Origin of the sequence: Actinoplanes sp. L3-i22, from assembly GCF_019704555.1 — a bacterium.
In the GTDB taxonomy this organism is placed as follows: Bacteria; Actinomycetota; Actinomycetes; order Mycobacteriales; family Micromonosporaceae; genus Actinoplanes.
The window spans coordinates 3,474,704-3,495,999 of the sequence record NZ_AP024745.1 but is presented as its reverse complement, the minus strand read 5'-3'; the positions used below and the strand labels follow the sequence as shown (position 1 = coordinate 3,495,999).

General features: G+C 73.4%; 18 protein-coding genes and 1 pseudogene. 9 read left to right on the top strand and 10 right to left on the bottom strand.

The window, feature by feature from the left end; genetic code table 11:
- The first annotated feature begins 102 nt into the window (after positions 1–102).
- Together L3i22_RS15425 and L3i22_RS15420 are read left to right on the top strand one after the other, a co-directional pair.
- On the top strand, positions 103–1,023 hold the full coding sequence (locus tag L3i22_RS15425; RefSeq protein ID WP_221327652.1) for an ATP-binding cassette domain-containing protein: 921 nt from the start codon (positions 103–105) through the stop codon (positions 1,021–1,023).
- Positions 1,020–1,769 carry an ABC transporter permease gene (locus L3i22_RS15420; protein WP_221327651.1) on the top strand — a complete coding sequence of 250 codons (750 nt, stop codon included), beginning with the start codon at positions 1,020–1,022 and terminating at the stop codon, positions 1,767–1,769. Before L3i22_RS15425 ends, L3i22_RS15420 begins: the two co-directional genes overlap by 4 nt.
- Here the strand turns inward: L3i22_RS15420 and L3i22_RS15415 are convergent.
- The 3 genes and pseudogenes from L3i22_RS15415 to L3i22_RS15410 form a co-directional block, all read right to left on the bottom strand.
- On the bottom strand, positions 1,766–4,387 hold the full coding sequence (locus L3i22_RS15415) for a BTAD domain-containing putative transcriptional regulator (RefSeq protein ID WP_255658258.1): 2,622 nt from the start codon (positions 4,385–4,387) through the stop codon (positions 1,766–1,768). The genes L3i22_RS15420 and L3i22_RS15415 overlap by 4 nt on opposite strands.
- Positions 4,311–4,835: pseudogene (locus L3i22_RS53480) on the bottom strand (AfsR/SARP family transcriptional regulator); the annotation flags it as partial. The gene L3i22_RS15415 and the pseudogene L3i22_RS53480, both read right to left, overlap by 77 nt.
- A gap of 11 nt (positions 4,836–4,846) precedes the next feature.
- Entirely contained in the window at positions 4,847–5,251 is a 405-nt protein-coding gene (locus tag L3i22_RS15410; RefSeq protein ID WP_221327650.1) for an NUDIX domain-containing protein, read from the bottom strand.
- 47 nt (positions 5,252–5,298) lie between these two features.
- Here L3i22_RS15410 and L3i22_RS15405 point away from each other — a divergent pair, with 47 nt between their 5' ends.
- The gene (locus tag L3i22_RS15405; protein WP_221327649.1) at positions 5,299–5,763 is read left to right on the top strand and encodes a GNAT family N-acetyltransferase; all 465 of its coding nucleotides are present in this window, start codon (positions 5,299–5,301) and stop codon (positions 5,761–5,763) included.
- A gap of 6 nt (positions 5,764–5,769) precedes the next feature.
- Here the strand turns inward: L3i22_RS15405 and L3i22_RS15400 are convergent, their stop codons facing one another.
- The 4 genes from L3i22_RS15400 to L3i22_RS15385 all read right to left on the bottom strand — a co-directional run bounded on the left by L3i22_RS15400 (position 5,770) and on the right by L3i22_RS15385 (position 9,932).
- Positions 5,770–6,738 carry a glutamate ABC transporter substrate-binding protein gene (locus L3i22_RS15400; protein ID WP_221327648.1) on the bottom strand — a complete coding sequence of 323 codons (969 nt, stop codon included), beginning with the start codon at positions 6,736–6,738 and terminating at the stop codon, positions 5,770–5,772.
- The gene (locus L3i22_RS15395; RefSeq protein ID WP_221327647.1) at positions 6,735–7,976 is read right to left on the bottom strand and encodes a hypothetical protein; all 1,242 of its coding nucleotides are present in this window, start codon (positions 7,974–7,976) and stop codon (positions 6,735–6,737) included. The genes L3i22_RS15400 and L3i22_RS15395 overlap by 4 nt, the downstream gene beginning before the upstream one ends.
- A gap of 68 nt (positions 7,977–8,044) precedes the next feature.
- A complete protein-coding gene (locus tag L3i22_RS15390) occupies positions 8,045–9,415 on the bottom strand; it encodes a PP2C family protein-serine/threonine phosphatase (RefSeq protein ID WP_221327646.1) in 1,371 nt (456 codons plus the stop codon).
- 202 nt (positions 9,416–9,617) lie between these two features.
- Entirely contained in the window at positions 9,618–9,932 is a 315-nt protein-coding gene (locus L3i22_RS15385) for a type II toxin-antitoxin system PemK/MazF family toxin (RefSeq protein ID WP_221327645.1), read from the bottom strand.
- A gap of 189 nt (positions 9,933–10,121) precedes the next feature.
- Between L3i22_RS15385 and gndA the strand changes: the two genes are divergently transcribed.
- The 3 genes from gndA to L3i22_RS15370 all read left to right on the top strand — a co-directional run bounded on the left by gndA (position 10,122) and on the right by L3i22_RS15370 (position 14,441).
- Positions 10,122–11,561 carry an NADP-dependent phosphogluconate dehydrogenase gene (gndA, locus tag L3i22_RS15380; RefSeq protein ID WP_221327644.1) on the top strand — a complete coding sequence of 480 codons (1,440 nt, stop codon included), beginning with the start codon at positions 10,122–10,124 and terminating at the stop codon, positions 11,559–11,561.
- Between the two features lie 170 nt (positions 11,562–11,731).
- Entirely contained in the window at positions 11,732–13,123 is a 1,392-nt protein-coding gene (locus L3i22_RS15375; RefSeq protein ID WP_221327643.1) for a hypothetical protein, read from the top strand.
- A gap of 67 nt (positions 13,124–13,190) precedes the next feature.
- Entirely contained in the window at positions 13,191–14,441 is a 1,251-nt protein-coding gene (locus L3i22_RS15370; RefSeq protein ID WP_221327642.1) for a hypothetical protein, read from the top strand.
- Here L3i22_RS15370 and L3i22_RS15365 read toward each other — a convergent pair.
- Both L3i22_RS15365 and pgm read right to left on the bottom strand, forming a co-directional pair.
- Positions 14,411–16,756 (bottom strand): bifunctional diguanylate cyclase/phosphodiesterase, encoded by a 2,346-nt coding sequence (locus L3i22_RS15365; RefSeq protein WP_221327641.1) that lies wholly within the window; start codon positions 16,754–16,756, stop codon positions 14,411–14,413. The genes L3i22_RS15370 and L3i22_RS15365 overlap by 31 nt on opposite strands.
- 45 nt (positions 16,757–16,801) lie before the next feature.
- A complete protein-coding gene (gene pgm, locus L3i22_RS15360) occupies positions 16,802–18,421 on the bottom strand; it encodes a phosphoglucomutase (alpha-D-glucose-1,6-bisphosphate-dependent) (RefSeq protein WP_221327640.1) in 1,620 nt (539 codons plus the stop codon).
- A gap of 111 nt (positions 18,422–18,532) precedes the next feature.
- On the opposite strand from pgm, the gene L3i22_RS15355 reads away from it, so the two are divergent.
- Complete coding sequence (locus L3i22_RS15355) at positions 18,533–20,140, top strand: copper resistance CopC/CopD family protein (RefSeq protein ID WP_255658675.1); 1,608 nt, start codon at positions 18,533–18,535, stop codon at positions 20,138–20,140.
- Here the strand turns inward: L3i22_RS15355 and L3i22_RS15350 are convergent.
- The gene (locus L3i22_RS15350) at positions 20,137–20,478 is read right to left on the bottom strand and encodes an STAS domain-containing protein (RefSeq protein ID WP_221327638.1); all 342 of its coding nucleotides are present in this window, start codon (positions 20,476–20,478) and stop codon (positions 20,137–20,139) included. The genes L3i22_RS15355 and L3i22_RS15350 overlap by 4 nt on opposite strands.
- A 112-nt stretch (positions 20,479–20,590) precedes the next feature.
- On the opposite strand from L3i22_RS15350, the gene L3i22_RS15345 reads away from it, so the two are divergent.
- Both L3i22_RS15345 and L3i22_RS15340 read left to right on the top strand, forming a co-directional pair.
- Positions 20,591–21,061, top strand: a complete 471-nt coding sequence (locus L3i22_RS15345) for a hypothetical protein (protein ID WP_221327637.1) — start codon at positions 20,591–20,593, stop codon at positions 21,059–21,061.
- A gap of 5 nt (positions 21,062–21,066) precedes the next feature.
- Entirely contained in the window at positions 21,067–21,285 is a 219-nt protein-coding gene (locus L3i22_RS15340) for a helix-turn-helix transcriptional regulator (RefSeq protein WP_221327636.1), read from the top strand.
- The last annotated feature ends 11 nt before the right edge of the window (positions 21,286–21,296 follow it).

Genomic DNA, 21,296 nt, shown 5'->3' with positions numbered 1-21,296 from the left:
GTGACGGGGATCTCGGGACCGCCGTGAAGCCGTGCCGACACCGGCGTGAAGCCGGCCCCGCGCACGCTCTCCCCCGACGGTCACGGTGATGAGGGGGAAGGCATGGATGGCACAGCGGTCGCGGTCCGCGGGCTGCGCAAGTCCTTCGGCGGCACGACGGTGCTCGACGGGATCGATTTCGAGATTCCCGAGGGTACGACGTTTGCCCTGCTCGGCCCGAACGGCGCGGGCAAGACCACGGCGGTCCGGATCCTGTCGACGCTGATCGGGTTCGACGGCGGCGAGGTGCGCGTCGGCGGTCACGACCCGGTGCGCGAACCGGCGGCGGTCCGCGCCCTGATCGGCGTGACCGGCCAGTTCTCGGCGGTCGACGACCTGCTGACCGGCGCCGAGAACCTGGCCCTGATGGCCGACCTGCACCACCTGGACCGGGCGGTCAAGCAGGCCCGGGTCAGCGAGCTGCTCGAACGGTTCGACCTGGTGGAGGCGGCCGGGCGGACGGCGGCGACCTACTCCGGCGGGATGCGGCGGCGGCTCGACCTGGCGATGACGCTGGTCGGGCGACCCCGGCTGATCTTCCTGGACGAGCCGACCACCGGACTCGACCCGCGCGGACGCCGGATGCTCTGGCAGACCGTCCGCGACCTGGTGGCCGACGGCGTCACGATCTTCCTGACCACGCAGTACCTGGAGGAGGCCGATCAGCTGGCCGACCGGGTCGCCGTGCTGGACGGCGGGCGGCTGGTCGCCACCGGGACCCCGGCCGAGCTCAAGCGGGGTGTGCCGGGTGGGCACGTACGGCTGGAGTTCTTCGAGGTCGCGGCGCTGGACGCGGCGGCGGACCTGTTCCCGGGATCGGCCCGGGACGACGAGACGCTGGAGCTGCGGGTCGCGCACCGGGGCGGGGTCCAGGCGCTGCGCGAGCTGGACGCCGCCGGGATCGAGGTGGCCGGGTTGTCCGTGCACTCGCCCGACCTGGACGACGTGTTCCTGGCCCTGACCCGGACGGAGACGGCCCGATGAGCGACGCGATGACGATGCTGCGGCGCAACGTCCGGCACACGTCCCGGAACCCGGGCGCGATCATCATGACCGTCGGGCTGCCGGTGATCCTGCTGCTGCTCTTCGTCGAGGTGTTCGGCGGCTCGCTGGACGTGGGCGGGCCGGCCGGCGGGTACATCGACTACGTGGTCGCCGGGGTGCTGGTGATGACGGTCGGGTACGGGGCGACGACCACCGCCCTCGCCGTCAACCGGGACATGACCGCGGGGATCATCAACCGGTTCCGGACGATGAACATCGCCCGGACCGCGGTGCTGACCGGGCACGTGCTCGGGTCGACCGCCCGCACGCTGGTCAGCGCCGGGCTGGTGGTGGTCGTGGCGGCCGGTCTCGGCTTCCGGGGCGACGGGGACCCGGTGCGGTGGCTCGGGGCGGCAGGGCTGCTCGCGGTGTTCACCGTGGGGCTGACCTGGATCGCGGTGGCCGTCGGGCTGGCCGCGAGGACCGCGGAGGGGGTGGCGCCGTTCACCCTGGTCGTGCAGTTGCTGCCGTTTCTGAGCAGCGCCTTCGTGCAGCCGGGGGCGATGTCGGGGGCGGTGCGGTGGTTCGCGGGGCACGAGCCGTTCACGCCGGTCATCGATACGTTGCGGGGGCTGTTGCTCGGGGGTTCGGTGGGGGACGGCGGGGTGGCTGTGCTGTGGTGTCTGGGGATGGCGGGTGGGGGCTATCTGTGGGCGCGGCTGCTGTTCCGGCGGGATCCGGATTAAAGAGCGTTTTTGGGGATTTCGACCAGGGCGAGGGCGGCGGCGCGCAGGCCGTCGTGGTCCAGGCCGGCGAGCGACGCCGGGCTGGACCCGCCCGGGTCGGCGGCCGACGCCGGGCTGGGCGTGCCGGGGTCAGCCAGCCGTGCCGGGCTGGGCGTGCCGGGGTCGGCCGGCGACGCCGGGCCCGGGAAAGCGTCGATCGCTTCGGAAACGGACTGAAAAGTCGCTGAATATCCGAAATGTCGGGCGAGGTCGATCAGCTCCCGCCCCGCCCCGGGCTCCCGCACCGACGCGACCATCCCCAGCGCCACCAGCAGCACCCCGCACACCCGGAACGCCACCGGAGGCGCCCCGGCCAGCATCCCCCGCACCCGCCCGGGCAACTCCTCCGCGAGATCGGCGACAAGATCGAGCCGCCCGTACCGGCAGTGCGCGATCACCGTCACCGCCAGGATCTCGCTCTCCCACAGCCCCTCGGCCGACCGCAGCCCACCGGCGGCCTCCCGCCACACCCGCAGTCCCCCGTCGACGTCCCCCCGCCCGAGCAGGATCTCCGCCCGCCCGCACAGCTCGAACCGCATCCGCCCGGCCTCCTCACCGAGCACCCCGCGACTCAGCCGCTCCAGCCCCTCCTCGGCCCGGTCGAACGCCCCCCGTTGCAGGTCGGCGAGGACGATCGCCCACCGGGCCCGCCCCGCGCTGGCCCACGCCCCGAGCCCCTCCATGATCGACAACGCCGCGTCGAGATGCCGGAACGCCTCCTCGCCGGGCGCCGACTGCAGGCACAGCTCCCCGACCCGCGAGTGCGCGAACGCCCGCAGCCACGGATCCCCGGCCCCCAGGTGATCGAGCATCCGGCGGGCCGCCCGCAGCGCCCCGTCCAGGTCGTTCGCGGTCTCCAGCCGATAGCTGAGCGCGTAGCAGGCCAGCCCGGCGACCGCCGGATCCGGGCTGTCCAGCAGCGTGTCCGGATCGTCGGCGCAGAGCACCGTCTGCGCGGCGCCGACCATCGTGCCGGGGGCGGGCGGCGGCAGCCGGCGCAGCACGGCCAGGGCCCGGACCGGCCGCGGCCCGCGGATCACGAACGTGATCATCGCGCACCAGACGGCCGCCGCCCGGGTCGCCTCGACCAGTTCCGGGCCGGGCCGGAACCGCACCAGCAGGTCCGGCACCTCCTCGGCGAGCCCGATCAGCCGGTTGATGTTCGAGTCGGTGAGCCACAGCGTGCCGAGCAGCGACGCGGCCGCGGCGACCGTGGCGGCGTCCGCCCGGTCCAGCGCCCAGCGCAGCGCCCGGACCAGGTTGTCCTGCTCGGCGCGGATCGCCTCGACCGTCGTGATCAGGTCGTCGCCGAGGTCCCGGCTGCCGAGCGCCCGCGCCCAGGTCAGGAACCGCTCGGTCGCCGCCCCGGTCTCGCCGGCCTCGTCCCGCCGCGCCGCGCAGAACTCGCGGACCGTCTCCAGCATCCGGAACCGCGTCCCGGCCGGGCCGTCCACCACCTTGACCAGCGACTGGTCGACCAGTTGGGTGAGCACCGCGTCGTCGCCGACCACGTCGGCGGTGAACCCGCCCGGGAAGATCGACAGGGCGCGCAGGGCGGCCCGCCCGTCCGGTTCGAGCAGGTGCCAGCTCCACTCGATGACCGCGTGCAGCGTGCGATGCCGTTCCGGCGCGTCCCGCCCGTTGCCCCGGAGCAGCGCGAACCGGTCGTCGAGGCGCCGGGCGATCTCGGCCGGCGACATCACCCGGATCCGGGCGGCGGCGAGCTCCACGGCGAGCGGCAGCCCGTCCAGGCCGCGGCACAACTCCCGGACCGTCCCGGCCGGCAGGTCGGCGCCGGGCCGCGCGGCCCGGGCCCGCTGGGTGAACAGCTCCACGGTCGTGTCCAGGTCCAGCTCCGGCAGCGGGTGGACCGACTCCGAGGTGAGCCCGAGCGGCGCCCGGCCGGTGGTCAGGACGGTCGTCCCGGCGCTGCGCGCGACCAGGGCCCGCACCAGCGCGGCGACGCCGCCGATCACCTGCTCGCAGTTGTCCAGGATCAGCAGCGCCGGCCCCGGGTCGAGCGCGCCGATCACCCCGTCGACCAGGCCGGCCGCCTCGTTCACGCCGAGCGCCGAGGCGACCTCGGCGAGCACGTCCCGGTCCCGGCTGACGCCCGCGAGCTCGACGAAGAAGACCAGGCGGTGCGCGGCGCGGCGGCCGACCGCCTGCGCCAGGCGGGTCTTTCCGAGGCCTCCGGCCCCGACGATCGAGACCACCCTTGCGGTACGGACCAAGCCCCCCACCACCCGCACGTCGTCGTCCCGCCCGAGCAGTTCGTTCGGCTCGTACCGCAGCCCCTGGCGGACCACCGGCGCGGCGCTGAGCAGCAGGTCCCGGTGCGCGGCCCGGAGCGCCGCCCCGGGCTCGGTGCCCAGGTCGTCGCGCAGCCCGCGCCGGTACTCGTCGTACCGGCCCAGCGCGGCCCCGGGGCCCCCGGGTCGCCGCCTCCGCGCGCAGCAGCTCCAGCAGCACTTCCTCGTCCCGGGGCCGATCCGCCGCGAGCGCCGCGAGCGCCCCCAGTGCCTCTTCGCCGCGCCCCAGTCGCCCCAGCGCGAGGGCCCGCGCCCGCCGCAGCTCACCCCGGGTGGACGCCCGCGCCGCCCGCAGGTCGCCGAGCGGCCCGTCTCCCCCGCCCTCGTCGCCCTCGAACAGCGCCAGCCCCGCCTCGGCCTCGGCCAGCGCCCGCCCGTGCTCCCCGGCCCGGGCGTGCCGCTCGCTCGCCGCCGCGCGCAGCAGCACCGCCGACGAGTCCACCCGCTCGGCGTCCAGCGCCAGCCGGTACCCGGTCGCCGTGCTCACGATGACGCCGGCGCCGAGCCGCGCCCGGGCCCGCGCCACCAGGGTCTGCAGCGCCTTGGCCGGATGCTCGGGCTGCTCGTCCGGCCACAGCTCGGCGATCAGCCGCCCGGCCCCGCACCCGGCCGCGAGGTCCCCGGCGAGCAGCGCCAGCAGGCCGGCCAGCCGGGCCCCGCTGATCTCCGTCCCGCCGTGCCGCACCCGCGACAGCAGCCGCAGCTCCACGTCCATCGACGACGAGGCTAATCCACCGGGAACAGCGCGAGGGTGCCGGCGAGCTGGGAGTGCGCCGGGGACGGCAGCCGGTCCGGGGTGCACCAGGTGAGGTCGTCGAACTTGTCGGGCTCGCCGATCCGTACCTCGGCCGGGTCGACCCGGACCGCGAAGATCACCGCGACCCAGTGCGACGGCGGATCCACGCGCAGCACGTTCCGCACGCCCAGCTGGACGATCTCCCGCGGCGCGGCGACGTACTCCTCGATCACCTCGCGGGTGACCGCCGCCTCGAACGTCTCGCCGAACTCGAGCGCGCCCGCCCCGCAGTCCCAGGCGCCCGGCTCGTCGCGGGCCCGGGCGGACCGCCGGGCCAGCAGGATCCGGCCGGCGCCGTCGTGGCAGAGGAAAACGCACGAGACCGAGGGTTGCACTCGCGACATCCTGCCAAACGCCGCCGGTCTCGGCGAATGATGGACGGATGGACGGAATCGAGATCGGCCCCGCGACGCCGGCCGACGCCGGGGAGATCTTCACCCTGCAGCTGGCGGCCTACGTCGCCGAGGCCCAGTTGTACGACGATCCGCACCTCCCGGCCCTGACCCAGTCGCTGCCCGATCTGACCGCGGAGCTGACCGGCGACCTGGCGCTGAAGGCGGTTCTCGGGCACCGGATCGTCGGCGCGGTCCGCGGCCGGGTGGACGGCTCGGTGCTGCGCATCGGCCGCCTGGTGGTCGCCCCGGACCTGCGGGGCCGTGGCATCGGCACCCGCCTGCTGGCCGCGATCGAGACCGCCGCGGCCGGCCGGGCCGAGTGGCTCGCCCTGTTCACCGGCCACCTGAGCAGCGCCAACATCCGCCTCTACGAACGTCACGGCTACGAGGAGACGCACCGCGAACAGGTCCGCCCCGACCTGACCCTGGTCCACCTGACGAAAGCCTGCTGAGCCCGGTCAGTCGCGGTAGACCGGCTTCGGGGGTGCCGGGGCCGGGCCGAGGGCGGTGAGCCAGTGCTGGTAGCTCCGGGTCCAGGTGCCGTCCGCGCGGAGCTTCTCCAGCACCCCGTTGACGAAGCGGACCAGGTCGGGCGAGTCCTTGGCGATGCCGATCCCGGACGGCTCGTCGGAGACGAACTCACCGGTCACCTCGGTCGTCGGGTCCTGCGCGGCGAGCCCGGCGAGCAGCACGTCGATGGTGGACACCGCGTCGACCTGGCCCTGCTGGAGCATCACCAGGCAGTCCAGGGTGCTGTCGGTGGCGACCGCGATCGGCTTCGAGGGCTGCGCCGCGATGGTCCGGATGCTGGTGCTGCCCCGGGTCGCGCAGACCTTGCGGCCGCCCAGGTCGCCGAACTCCTTGACGCCGGAGCCGCGGCGGACCAGCAGCCGCTGGTGCGACGCCAGGTACTCGCTGGAGAACGACACCTGCTGCCAGCGCTCGCAGGTCATCGTCATGGTCCGGATCACCATGTCGACCCGGCCGTCCTGGAGCACCGGGATCCGGTCGGCCGTGGTGATCGCCTGGAACTGGACCTTGTCCGGGTCGCCGAAGATCGCCCGGGACATCTCGTGGGCCAGGTCGATCTCGAAGCCGACCAGGTCGCCGCTGGCCGGGTCGCGGAAGCCGAACAGGTACGCGTTCTGGTCGACGCCGACGATCAGCCGGCCACGCGCGGCGATCCTGGCCATCGTGCTCTTCGCCGGCATCTTCCCCGGGGCGGGCAGCGCACCGGACGGGCGCAGGCTGGCGCGGGGTACGCAGTCCGGGGCCGGGCCGGGCTTCGGCACCTCGGCGGGGTCCTGGACGTTCTCCGGCACCGGGAGGGCGGCTTTCCCGCCGTACGTCGAAGCCTGGGGTTGATCTTCGGAAGCGCACCCGGCGAGCAGGGTGACCAGGACGAGCAGGGCGGCGACGCGTTTCATCGGTATTCTCCGATCCGGGGCCGGAACCCGAGGACGACCGCGGCGAGCAGGCCCACGGTGAGCAGCAGCAACGCGACCTCCAGGGCGGTCAGGGCGCGCACGCCGAGCCCGTCCTGCCCCTCGACCCGGTGGTTGGCGGTGGCCAGCGCGGTGGTCAGCGCGGCGTCCAGGTCGGCGAAGACCGCGGCGGAGTCGGCCGGGCCGGTCGCGGTCGCCTTCGCCACCGCCGCCAGGTAGTCGCCCTTGTCGTCCAGCGCCCGCAGCTCGGCGTGCAGCCCGTTCCACCGGGCCGCGTGCGCGCCGGCCGCGAGGATGACCGGCCGGTCGGCGGCCGGCGCGTCGTGGGCGGCCCGCTCGAGCAGCGCGGTCAGCTGCTGGACCACCGCGCCGTAGTCCTTCTCGAAGGTCGCCCCGCCGCCCCGGGCGACCAGCGTGAGCGACTCGTCGGCGCGGGCCTGCAGGGCCGCCCGGCGCGCGCCGGCGAGCACGTCGACCAGGACCGAGCCCTGCGTCCGCCCGACGTCCACCCGGCCGGCCGTGACGCCCAGCGCGGCCGACGACCAGGCCAGCACGATCAGCGCGACCAGGCTGCCGGCCACCAGACCGACATTGAACACCCGATGGGTACGCCGGGCGACCAGCACCTGCGCGGCGATCAGCCCGGCCACCAGGAGCAGCCCGAGCACCACGATCGGCCAGGCGAACCCGGACGCCCCGCGCTGCGCGTCGCTCAGCCGGGCCTGCGCCGCGGTGAACAGCCCGGCCGCCTGGGGCAGCAGCGTCTGCCGCATCAGCGCGGAGGCCTCCCGCAGGTAGGCCCCACCGAGCGGGACCCCGAGCCGGTTGTACGACCGGGCCGTCTCGACCAGCCCGGTGTAGACCGGCAGCCGATCGGTGAGCACCGCGAGCCGGGCCGCGTCGGCGTCGTCGGCGTCCCGGGTCGCCACGGTCAGCGCGGCGGCGGCCCGGGCGAGGTCGTCCAGGTAGCGCTGGCGCAGCACCGGCGGCTCGGCGCCGTTGGTCAGGAACGCCGTCGCCGCGGTCGCGTCCGCGTCCGACAGTGATCGGTACAGCTCCTGCGCGCCGACGCTCAGCGGCCCGCTCACCTCGGTGATGTCCCGGGTCAGCGCGGCCCGGTGCTGGACGGTGGCCAGCGCCGTCCCGCCGAGCGCGAGCCCGAGCACGATCAGGGCCGCGGCGACGACGCGGTAGAGATCCGGTGTGGCTAGTCGTGGCACTGTCCACTCCCGAGGTCCGCCTGGTGACTGCCGACGACGGTAGGGCGTGGGAGCAACACGTAACGCGGTTATGGGCGGGTCATCAGGTGGCGCAGATCCCGGGTGCCGCCGGTGGACGGGCGGGCGGCCAGGATGCACGTGTCGTCGTCCGGGTTGGCCCGCCGCAACCGGCCGACCAGCTCGGCGAGCGGCTGGTGCGGCGCGGTGCGCACGGCGTCGTCGACCGCGGCGATCACCGCGTCCAGCCCGGTGTCCAGGCCCTGGCCGCGGTGCTCGACCAGCCCGTCGGTGTAGAGCAGCAGCACGTCGCCGGGGAGGAAGCCGATCACCTCGGAGCGGTAGCGGGCGTCCTCGACCACGCCGAGCATCGGCCCGGACGGGCGGGTCAGCGTCGCGGTCCGGCCGTTGCGGCAGAGCAGCGGCGGCGGGTGCCCGGCCTGCGCCCAGACCAGCTCCTGCCGCTGCGGGAAGAACCGGGCGATCACCGCGGTCGCGGTCAGCTCCGGGGTCTCCCGCTCCAGCTCGCAGGTGAGCCGGTTGAGGTGCCCGAGCAGGGTGGCCGGGTCGCTGTCGACCACGGTCAGCGCGCGCAGGGCGTGCCGCAGCTGGGCCATGTTGCTGGCCGCCTGGGTGCCGTGACCGGCCACGTCCCCGACGGCGAGCAGCACGGTCCCGTCGCGCAGGGCGGCCGCGTGGTACCAGTCGCCGCCGACCATCGTCTCCTGCCCGGCCGGCAGGTAGCGGACCGCGGCCTTGAGCCCGGGCAGCTCGATCGGCTCGTCCGGGATCGGCAGGATGATCTCCTGCAGGCGCAGGGTCAGGTTGTGCTCGGCGGCCGCGGCCCGGCGCTGCTCGTCCAGCTTCTGCTCGACCTCGGCCAGCCGTTCCGCGCTGACCGGCTGCCCGGTGACGTCCTGCACGATGCCGAACAGGCGCACCGGGCGGCCGTCGCCGTCGCGCACGGTGGTCGCGACGGTCCGCAGCCGCCGGACCCGCCCGCCGATCCGGACCCGGGTGACCAGCTCGATCCGGTCCCGCCCGTGGGCCGCGGCGAGCGCGGCCTCGCGCAGCGACAGGTCGCCGTCGCCGGCCCGTTTCCCCTCGGCCGCCGTCATCGGGCCGAGCGCCGGGTCCCGCTGGTAGATCCGGTACAGCTGCGGCGACCAGTAGACCTCGCCGGTGACCAGGTCCCACTCCCCCCAGCCGAGCGCGGCCAGCTCCTCCACCGCGGCCAGCCGGTCGACGACCAGGTCGCCGCCGGCGAACGGCGACGGCGGCGCGTCCGTGCCGTCGAGCAGCCGGATCACCCGGCCGGCCACGTCCTCCGGAGCGCTGTCCTGCTCGGCGGCGATCCGGAAAAGGTGCCGATACGCGTCCGCGACCCGGCACCGGGCCCGGCCGGCCAGCAGCCCGACCGCCCGTTCGACCACGGCGTCCATCCTGGCCCGTCGATCGCTGAGTGCCTCCGCAAACGCCTGACCACCCACTGAAAACGCCTCCCCGTCCGGCCTACGGGTTCCTGCTTACGCCAGCGCGTCGGGCGGTCGCATCCCCCGACTGCACCGTTCATCGCACAGGTCACCCGGTCGGGCGTAAGGCTTTCGGGCGATCGAAAGGATAGATCGGCGTCCAAACCTGACTTCAGAGCTCGAACAGGTCCCGCACGGCCTCGGTCAGCCGGGCCATGCTCGCCCCGGTCACCATGCCGATCCGCTCGGCGCCGGTGGTGGCCGGCAGCCGGCGCATCCGGTTGACCACCACGACGCCGGTGATCGGGTCCTGCTCGGTGAGGGCGACCGCGAACGGTGGCAACTCGGTGACCCCCCGCTGGCGTACGATCGGGGCGCAGTACGGTGACGCGTTGTCCCGCTCGTTGTAACTGTCCGCCGAGAGCACCAACACGCGGTATCGCAGGTCGGAGCGGTCGCCGATGGTCCAGATCTCGCCCCGGCGCATGTCAGACTCGACCGGATGACGGCACGGCCCGGAACGACATGGCACGAAGCGTACCGCCGCGCGGATCTCCGCCGCGTTTCGCCCCGCCCCGGCATGTTCACTACTTGGACGTGATCGAACCACAGCCCGCCCGATCCCGTAGAAATGAATGCGGGGCCCGTTACGGGCCGGTTATGAGAGGACGCAGGAATGTCGCAGAAGGCGCAGATCGGGGTCACCGGCCTGGCGGTGATGGGTCGCAACCTGGCCCGTAACTTCGCCCGGCACGGGCACACCGTGGCGGTGCACAACCGCTCCTACGGCCGCACCAAGGAGCTGGTCGAGGAGTTCGGGCACGAGGGCACCTTCCTGCCGGCGGAGACCGCCGAGGACTTCGTGCAGAGCCTGGAGCGCCCGCGCCGCGTCGTGATCATGGTGAAGGCCGGTCCGGCCACCGACGCCGTGATCGACGAGTTCGCCCCCCTCCTGGAGGAGGGCGACATGCTGATCGACGCGGGCAACGCGCACTTCGCGGACACCCGTCGCCGGGAGGCCGCGCTCAAGGCCAAGGGCCTGCACTTCGTGGGCATGGGCGTGTCCGGCGGCGAGGAGGGCGCGCTGCACGGCCCGAGCATCATGCCGGGTGGCCCGAAGGAGTCGTACGACGCGCTCGGCCCGCTGCTCGAGGACATCTCGGCCAAGGTCGACGGCGAGCCGTGCTGCACGCACGTCGGCCCGGACGGCGCCGGCCACTTCGTCAAGATGGTGCACAACGGCATCGAGTACGCCGACATGCAGCTCATCGCCGAGGCGTACGACCTGCTCCGCCAGGTCGGCGGGCTGTCCCCGACGGAGATCGCCACCACGTTCGGCGAGTGGAACGAGGGCCGGCTCGGGTCGTACCTGATCGAGATCACCGCCGAGGTGCTCAAGCAGAACGACGCCGCGACCGGCAAGCCGTTCGTCGACATCGTGCTGGACCAGGCCGAGCAGAAGGGCACCGGCCGCTGGACCGTGCAGGCGGCGCTGGACCTGGGGGTGCCGGTCAGCGGCATCGCCGAGTCCGTTTTCGCCCGTGCGCTCTCCGGTGGGGCGGACGTCCGCAAGGCGGCCGCCGACGCCGGGCTCCCGGGCCCGTCGGCCGGCGCCGAGCACGTCGGCGGCGACCTGCGCGCGGACGTCGAGCAGGCGCTGTTCGCCTCCAAGATCGTCGCGTACGCGCAGGGCTTCCAGCAGATCCAGGCGGCCAGCAAGGAGTACGACTGGTCGATCGACCCGGGCGCGATGGCCAAGATCTGGCGGGCCGGCTGCATTATCCGGGCCAAGTTCCTGGACTTCATCAAGCAGGCCTACGACAAGAACGAGTCGCTGACCACGCTGCTGGTCGACGACTACTTCCTGGACGCGGTCAGCGGGGCGCAGGACGCCTGGCGCCGGGTCGTGGTCACCGCCGCCCAGCAGGGCATCCCCGCCCCGGGCTTCGCGTCCGCGCTGGCCTACTACGACGGCCTGCGCGCCAAGCGCCTGCCGGCCGCGCTGATCCAGGGCCAGCGGGACTTCTTCGGCGCCCACACGTACCACCGGATCGACCGGGACGGCTCGTTCCACACCCTGTGGGCGACCGACGACCGCGCCGAGGTCGACGCCTGACCTGCGCTGTTCCCCGATTCGCCCCGGTCCCCGCGACCGGGGCGTTTCACATTCAAGACCATTATTGGGTACGACCTGAGCCGCGCGTCCGCAAACCACTGGACGCCGGACCCATCCGCCGGGGCCCGGCGTCCGTAGTCATCACCAGGACAACGGGCCCGGGAGGCACGATGAGCGAGGTTCCGTCCGGCACCACTCCGACCGAAGGTGATCAGCCGGTCGCGTTCGCTCCGGGCACCCACCCGGTCCCCGAGCTGTTCCCGGCCCGGCCGTCGGAGCCGTTCTCCGCCGAGGATCCCGCGCCGTTCTCCCCCGACCACCCCGCGCCCGCCCCGTCGAGCGCCGCCGAGCACCCGGCGCCGCTCTCCCCCGAGCACTACGCGCAGCTCCCGGTCGAGGACCTCGCGCCGGCCCCGGCCGACTCCTTCGCGCTGCTCCCCGTCGAGGACCCCGCGGACCCCTTCGTGCCGTTCCCGGTCAACCGGCCCACGCTCTTCTCGGCCGGCCGGGACACGTCGCTGCCCGCCGGCCGGCCCACGATCCGCTCCGGGGGCCGGCCCACGCTGGAGGCGACCGGCGAGTGGCCGGCGCCGGACCCGGCCGGGTTCGCCGAGGAGGACACCGACCCGACCGGCTTCACCCCGATCTCCGGCGGGCCCTACCCGCCGGCCACCGACCCGTTCGACGACCCCGCGTTCACCTCGGCGTACCCGCTGCCCGGCTGGAGCGCGCCGCCGGAGACCGAGCCGGCGCCGCCGGCCGCACGGCGCCGCCGCCCGGTGCTGATCGCGATCGCCGCGTTCGCCGGCCTGGCCGGCCTGATCGCCGCGTTCCTGCTGGTCCCGCGCGGCAGACCGGACCCATCGGCGGCCGCCGCGACGGCCCGCCCCACCGAGGCGGCGACGGCCGGCCACGCGAACGGCAACGACAACGCGGGCAACGACGACGCCGCCGGGTCCGGCCGCACGGTGACCGGCGCCCGCGGCGGCCTGGACACCGCGTCCTTCGACATCCTGGACAGCGCCACCCTGATCCAGCTCACCGCCGCCGACCTGGGCGACGACCTGTTCCGGGTGAGCACCCCGGCGAACAGCGGCCTCACCCCGTCCGCCGAGCAGCGCGACGGCGCGGTCAAGCTGAGCCTGCGCTCGGACGGCAGCGGCGGCTCGGCGGCGGTCACCGTCCAGCTGAGCTCGGCGGTCCGCTGGTCCCTGCGCCTGGACGGCGGCACCGCCCAGTCCCGCCTCGACCTGACCGGCGCCGACCTGGCCGCCCTGGACCTGAACGGCGGCGCCAGCCGGATCGACCTGCTCCTCCCGGACCCGCACGGCCTGCTCCCGGTCCGGATGACCGGCGGCGTCGACCAGTTCCAGGTGACCCTGGCCGGCACCACCCCGGTCCGGGTCCGCGTCCAGTCCGGCGCCGGCCAGGTCACCCTGGACGGCACCACCCACAAGGGCATCGCCCCGGGCCGCTCGTTCACCGCCAACGACTGGTCCGGCACCTCCGGCATCGACCTGGAAGCCGTCGCCGGCCTCGCCACCCTCACCGTCCACGACTGATCACCCGAGGGACGGACCGCGCACCGTCCGAGCCCGCGGGCGGATCGGCCGCGGCCACACTTCTCCCATGAACCAGCTGGTCATCAGTGAACCGGCCCGGATCCGGCCGGTTCGCTGGGGTCTCGTCACGCTGATGGTCGCGGTGGCACTGACGGCGGCGGGCTCACTGCTGCTCGGCGGCCACGACGCCCTGCTGGCCTACCGTCCCGCGGAACGGCTGCTCGGCGTCGCCATCCTCTTCGCCGGCCTGGCGAACCTGACCGCGATGATCCTCGTCCGGCAGGACCGGGCCGGATTGGCGACGCTCGGCTTCGCGACCGGAGCGATGCCCGGGTTCCTGCTGGCCGCGGTGCAGACCGGCTTCGACCAGGCCCCGCGGGCGGCGCTGTGGCTGCTGGCCTCCGCCGCGCCCGCCGCCGCCGCGATCGCCACGCTCGCCCGGGGCCGGCGACCGAGCGGCGGCCGGCCCTCGGAGACCGTGCTGGCCGCCGTCGTCGCCGCCACGGCCACCGCGGCCGTTCCGCTGATGAGCCTGGTCGTCGGCGCGTACCAGCCGGTCACCGACGCCCAGGTGCTCGACATCAAGCTCCGCCTGGCGGTGGTGGCCGAGCGCACCGGGCCGGACGGCGCCGGCTACCGGGTCGTCGAGGTGCGGGCGGACATCGCGAACATCGGCAAGAAGTCACTTGTCGTGATGGGTTCGCGCTACGCGCTCATGGGGAGTGCGTCGGAGCCCCGCGAGACCCGCACCCAGCAGGAGTGGCCGATCGCCGGCGAGGTCGCCACGAGTCTGTGGAGCGCACGCTACGAGATGCCCCGCTCCGAATCCCTGATCGAGACCGGGTTCGACATCCTGCAGGCCGGATTCGTCCTCGACCCGGGGCAGCAGACCCAGGTGAACTTCCTGGTCAACGTTCCGGCCGGGAGGGTGAACACCGTTCGCGCCAGTGTGGTGCTCGCCACCGCCTTCGCGGACCGCCTCCGCCCGGGCCGGCTGCTGCAGGATGCCCGCTCCGGGCAGATGGGCGCCGACCGCCCGGTGCGTTCCGTCTGGGAGCTCGAACCCACCAGCTGGATCGCCGCGCTGACCCGCCGGCGCCCGCTCCTGCAGGTGGAGTACTCGATCGACACCGCCGACGGGACGAGCGGGCCGGCCGAGCAGGGGACATTCGTCGAGACCCACGTCCGGTTCGCGTTCGGCCACTCCCGCCGCGAGCTGGACGCCGGCCATCTCCCCAACCTCGAGATGGAGACGTTCTTCGGCGCCAACTACACCGACGCGTCACTTCAGCTGGCGATCGACGGCACGCGCGACTGAGGGCGTACGTCCGAATCGGGGTTTGGCGGGGCCGGAGCCATGAGTTTGGCGCATTCCTGGGCCGGGAGGGGTTTGGCCATCAGGTAGCCCTGGCCGTAGCGGTAGCCCATCTCCACCAGCCGGTCCCGCTGCTCCTCGTTCTCGATGCCCTCGGCGACCACCTTGAGCTGCAGGTACTCGGCGAGCTGGGCGACCGCGGCGGCCACCGCGAGGCGGCCGCGGTCGGCGCCCTCGGCGATGCCGTCGACGAACGACTTGTCGAGTTTGAGGACGTCGACCGGGAAGGCGCGCAGCAGGCTCAGCGAGGACTGGCCGGTGCCGAAGTCGTCGAGGGCCAGTTTGACGCCCATCTCGTGTAGCGCCTGCAGGGTCGCGCGGACCTGCCAGCCGTCGACCACCGACGACTCGGTGACCTCGAGGATCAGGTTCTGGCTGGTCAGCCCGGTCTCGCTGAGCACCGCGGCGACCTCGTCGACGAAGCCGGACTCGCGCAGCTGGCGGACCGCGACGTTGACGTTGATCGCCTCGACCGCGCCGTCGCCGAACTCGGCGCGCCAGCGGGCCAGCTGGGCGCAGGCCTCGCGCAGCACCCAGGAGCCGAGCGGGACGATCAGCCCGGAGCGTTCGGCGGCCGGGATGAAGTCGCCGGGCGAGACGAAGCCGCGCTCCGGGTGCTGCCAGCGGACCAGCGCCTCGGCGCCGGCGAGCAGGCCGGTGTGCAGGTCGAAGACCGGCTGGTAGACCAGGCGCAGTTCGCCGCGGACGATCGCGGTGTGCAGCTCGCCGGACAGCCGGGCGTGGTGCGCCAGGTCCTGACGCATCTTCGGCTCGAAGCGGACCCAGGACGCCTTGCCGGACTCCTTCGCGGCGTACATCGCGATGTCCGCGTTGCGCTGTACCTCGTCGGCGGTCTCGCCGTCGGCGGCGATCGCGATGCCGACGCTGGCGTGCAGCAGCAGCTGCTGGTCGCCGACCTGGAACGGCCGGCCGATGCCGGCCAGCAGGCGGGCCGCGGCGGCCTCGGCCCCGGCCGGGTCGTCCAGCGGCAGCAGCACGGCGAACTCGTCGCCGCCGAGCCGGGCCGGCAGCTCGCCGGGCCGGCAGTGTTCGCGGAGCCGCTGGGAGACCTGGTAGAGCAGCTGGTCACCGGCGGCCGGGCCGAGCGTGTCGTTGATCATCTTGAAGTCGTCGACGTCGATCAGCAGCGCGCTGGACGGCTCCCGGGCGACGATCCGCTCGCCCAGGGCGACCGCGAACCGGGTGCGGTTCGGCAGGCCGGTCAGCGTGTCGCTGAGCGCCAGCCGTTCCAGCTCGGCCTGCTGCCTACGGATGCCGCGCAGGGCGACGGTGTTCTCCCGCAGGCTGAGCAGCTGGCGGGCGACCACGAACCCGGCGATCAGCACCGCGCCGATGATCACGGTGCGCTGCCGGGAGCTCATGTCCTGGGTGCTGACGCTGATCACCAGGATCGCGGTGGCGGTCACCGCGACGAACGGCAGCAGGTTGAAGAGCGAGCGGCCGGCCGCGCCGGTGACCTTCGCCGGCGGGTTGCCGAAGGCGCGCTGCTGCAGGTAGGCGGCACCGGCCACCGAGACGCCGACCAGCGGGAGCGCGAGCACCGACAGCGCGAGGCGGCCCCATTCGCCACCGGCGATCAGCAGGGTGCTGCCGGCCGCGTCGACCAGCGGCGCGATGGTGAGCACGCGCAGCGACGTGGGGTGCACCGGGGTCTCCGGCGCGGCCGCGGCCTTGCCGATCACCACGAGCAGCAGGACGCCGCTGACCCCGACGACCGCGGCGGCGATCCGGGCGACCAGCGAGGTGCCGGGCGGGGCGAGGTCGAGGACGACGTACCAGAAGATCAGCGTGCTGGCGACGGCGACGGTGGCGCCGTCCAGCAGCGCCCGGATCCAGCCGAGCGCGGTGCGCTCGCCGAACGGCAGGCGGATGAACGCGGTCATCAGGATCGCGACGCCGACCAGCATCGGGAGACCGACGTACGGCGACAGCCCGGTGTTGTTGTTGGCCCGCAGGACCGAGACGACCGCGGCGGTCAGCAGGCACCCGCTGGCGTACTGCAGCAGCCGCCAGAACGAGCGCACCGGCCCGGACAGGTGCGCCTGCCGGCTGATCAGGCGGCTGCCGGCCAGCGCCGCGCCCATCGCCACCGGACCGCCGGCGAAGCCCAGGTACAGGCCGCCGTGGGCGCCGGTCAGCAGCCAGACCAGCACCCACGTGGTGGCGACCAGCGCGACCGCGGCGGGAACGAGCCCGCCGGGCCGGCGCCGGTCACCGGCGGTGTCATGTGCGCTCATGATGACTCACCAGTCGGCCCGGCCCGACGGTTCCTGAGCGAATTTTCAGGGCTGCAAAGCCGCCGAGACGACCGCGCGGGCCTCCTCCTGGATCCGGGTCAGATGGTCCGGGCCGTGGAACGACTCGGCGTAGATCTTGTAGACGTCCTCGGTGCCGGACGGGCGGGCGGCGAACCAGCCGGAACCGGTCACCACCTTGAGGCCGCCGATCGCCGCGCCGTTGCCGGGCGCGCTGGTCAGCACCGCGGTGATCGGCTCGCCGGCCAGCTCCTTCGCGGTCACCTGCTCCGGGGAGAGCTTGCCGAGAACGGCCTTCTCCTCGCGGGTGGCCGGGGCGTCGATCCGGGCGTACGCCGGGGCGCCGAACTTCGCGGTCAGCTCGCGGTAGTGCTCGCTCGGCGTCTTCCCGGTCACCGCGATGATCTCCGAGGCGAGCAGGTCGAGGATGATCCCGTCCTTGTCGGTGCTCCACACCGAGCCGTCGCGGCGCAGGAACGACGCGCCGGCGCTCTCCTCGCCGCCGAAGCCGATCGAGCCGTCGATCAGGCCGGGCACGAACCACTTGAAGCCGACCGGCACCTCGACCAGGGTCCGGCCGAGCTCGGCGGCGACCCGGTCGATCATCGAGGAGGAGACCAGGGTCTTGCCGATCCCGGCGGCGCCCGGCCAGCCGGAGCGGTGCCGGTACAGGTAGTCGATGGCGACGGCGAGGTAGTGGTTCGGGTTCATCAGGCCGCCGTCCGGCGTGACGATGCCGTGCCGGTCGGCGTCCGCGTCGTTGCCGGTGGCGATCTGGAAACGGTCCTTCTGGGCGATCAGCGACGCCATCGCGTACGGCGACGAGCAGTCCATCCGGATCTTGCCGTCCCAGTCCAGGGTCATGAAGCCGAAGGTCGGGTCGACCACCGGGTTCACCACGGTCAGGTCGAGGCGGTGCCGGTCGGCGATCTCACCCCAGTAGGCGACGCTCGCCCCGCCGAGCGGGTCGGCGCCGATCCGGACCCCGGCCGCGCGGATCGCGTCGATGTCGATCACGGCGGGGAGGTCGTCGACGTACGTACCCAGGAAGTCGTATTTTTCGGCTTTTGTGGTTGTCCTTCGGACGCCCTTGAGGCCGTCGGCGATCAGGGCGTTGGCCCGGTCCTGGATCCACTTGGTGGCGTCGGTGTCGGCCGGGCCGCCGTTCGGTGGGTTGTACTTGAAGCCGCCGTCGTCCGGCGGGTTGTGCGACGGCGTGACCACAACCCCGTCCGCTTTGACCGCATTTTTCGCGTTATAGACGAGAATAGCGTGGGAAACCGCCGGGGTCGGCGTGTAGCCGTCCCGGCTGTCGATCAGCACGGTCACGTCGTTGGCGGCGAACACCTCCAGCGCGGTGACCTGCGCCGGCTCGCTCAGCGCGTGCGTGTCCCGCCCCAGGAAGAGCGGGCCGGTGGTGCCCTGCTCCCGCCGGTACTCGACGATCGCCTGGCTGGTCGCGGCGATGTGGTCCTCGTTGAACGCGGTCCGCAGGCTCGACCCGCGATGCCCGGACGTGCCGAACGCGACGCGCTGACCCGGGTCGGACGGGTCCGGGTGCCCGGTGTAGTACCGCGAGACGACCCTCGGCACGTCGATCAGATCGGACGGCTCGGCCGGCTGACCGGCACGGGAGTGGACGGACATCTTGGCCTCCTGAAGGATGTTCCCGGATCGTATCCAGGACGGGACGCCTTGAACCTTTCCGCACCACCATCCGAACTATCCTGCGTGACCGGGAAACTTCCGCGCTTGTTCGTGCTGCTCTTGCTCGCGCTGGGAGTCTCGCTGGCCCTGCCGGCGCCGGCCTTCGCGCACGCCGCGACCGTCGGCTCCACCCCCGCGCCGGGCAGTGTGGTGGGCACCTCACCGACCGAGGTGACGGTCACGTTCAGTGAGTCGATCACGCCGGTCAGCGGGCACATCCAGGTCGTCGCGCCGGACGGCGAGCGCATCTCCGGCCTGGCCACGGCCGGCGGCGCGGTGCTGCACATCCCGATCCGGACCGCGAAGCACCCGCTCGGCACGTATCTGATCAGCTTCCGGGTGATCTCCGCGGACAGCCATCCGGTCGGCGGCGCGATCACCTTCTCGGTCGGCGCGCCCTCGGCGCGGCCGACGGCCGCCGAGGCCACCGGCACCCATCCCTCGGTCCGGGCCGCTGTCCCCACCCTTCGATTTCTTGGGTACGCCGGTTTGACGCTGATCGTCGGCCCGGCGATGTTCCTGGCGTTCCTCTGGCCGCGCCGGCGCTCCCGGACCGGGGTGCTCCGGCTGATCCGGGTGGGCTTCGGGCTGGCCGCGCTCTCGGCGCTGGGCGGGCTCGGCACGCAGGCGCAGCAGGGCAGTGGCGCCGCGCTGTGGCAGGTCACCCCCGGTGAGCTGGCCGAGGTGGCGACCAGCCGGTTCGGGGTGACGCTGCTGGCGCGGCTCGGCGTACTGATAATTCTCTTTCTGCTCTTGAAAGATCTGCCCCTGAGCCGGGTCCGGACCGCGCTGGTCCTGGTGCTGGGCACCGCCGGGCTGGCGACCTGGCCGCTGACCGGGCACGCGATCGCCAGCCCGATGCCGGTCATCACGGTCGCCGTCGACATCGTGCACCTGGCGACGATGGCGCTCTGGCTCGGCGGCCTGATCACCCTCGCCGCCTTCCTGCTGCGCGGCACCGACCGCCGGGTGCTCGGCGTGCTGCTGCCGGTCTGGTCCCGGTGGGCCGCGCTCTCCGTGCTGTGGCTGGCGATCGCCGGAACCGTGCAGGCGGTGGTTCAGGTCGGGACGGTGAGCCAGCTGATCCGGACCGACTACGGGCGGCTGCTGCTGGCCAAGCTCGGCGTCCTGGTGCTGGTGCTGGGCGCCGCGGCGGTCGCGCGCCGGTTCGTCCGGCGGTCGAGCCCGGGCACCGGGCTGCGCCGCACGGTCGGCATCGAGGTCGCCGCGACCGTGCTGATCCTCGGCCTGAGCGCGGTCCTGGTGCAGGTCAACCCGGGGCGGACGGCCGGGGCCGAGGCCGGCGCGGTCACCGGCAACGGGGTGTCCGAGACGCTGACCTGCCCGCTCTACACGCTGCAGTTCAACATCTATCCGGTGGAACTGGGCGAGTACAACACCGTGCACGCGTTCCTCTACACGCCGGAGGGCAAGCCGCTGCCGCCGGCCGAGTGGCAGATCAGCACGCAGCTGATGGGCCAGGGCCTGGAGGCGGTGAAGGAGCCGCTGCTCGGGCTGAACCCGCCGCACCACGCGCTCGGGTCGGTGTCGTTCCCGCTGCCCGGGACGTACGAGATCGCGTTCACCATCCGGGTCGACGACCTGAACCGGGCCACCGTGAAGACCACGGTGACGGTTCCGCCACCCGCTGCCGACTAGTCGGCGTTGCGGCCGGCCAGGGCGTCCGCCACGGTCGGGTGGACGCCGAGCCGGCCGGCGATCCCGAGCGTGTCGAGCAGCCGCTCCAGGAACTCGCCCGGCGCGGCCAGCCGCAACCAGCCGCCGGCCGCCTCGGCCCGGCGGTGCCCGACCACGAACGTGCTCAGCCCGATCGAGTCGCAGAACTCCACGCCGGACAGGTCGACGACCACCCGCGGGGCCGGCCGATCGAGCGCGGCGGCCAGGCCCTCGGCGAGCTGCGGCGCGCTGTCCAGGTCGAGATCGCCCCGGACCGTCACCACGGTCGCGCCGTCCCGGTGGTCGAGCGACACATGCATGCGCCTGTCCTTCCCCAAATCCGGGGTCAACTCACATGTCAAAGAAGTTTGACTTCCATCATGTCATGGGCCTACCGTCGAGATGTCAAACATTTTTGACTCGGGAGGCGTGATGGACATGGCCGAGGACGAGCCGCTCTACACCACGAGAGAGGAGCGCCAGGTCTGGGTCGGCCTGGTGACGATGGGGGTGTCCGCGCTGCTGTACTACGTGTACATCGTGCCCGAGCTGTTCCGCACCCCGGTCGCCGAGATCGTCTGGGTGCCGCCGCTGTTCTTCTCGGTGCTCGTCGCCCTGGTCGCCACGATCATCTTCGCGATCGTGACCGAGGTCGTGGTCGTGATCCGCCGCGGCGACGAGTCGAAGGACGGCGTCGACATCGACGTGCGGGACCGGGAGATCAGCCGGCGGGGCGGCCGGCTCGCCACCCCGATCCTGGGCACCGGGATCGGCGGCGTCGCCGTGCTGGCCTCGCTCGGCGCGGACTACTTCTGGATCGGCAACCTGGCCTTCCTCGCCGGCTTCGTGGCCGCGGTCGCCGAAGGGGTCATCAAGATCCGGCTCTACCGGCGGGGCTACTGACCCCGATGGCGCCGAAACCCACCAAGGTCACCAACCGGATCCGTACGCTGCGGGCCGCCACCGGCATGACCCAGGCCGACCTGGCCGGCAAGCTGGGCGTGACCCGGCAGACCGTGATCGCGATCGAACAGGGCCGTTACTCGCCGACGCTGGAGCTGGCCTTCCAGATCGCCCGCATCTTCGCCCAGCCCCTCGACAACGTCTTCCAGTACGACGAGTCGTGAGCCCCATGGAG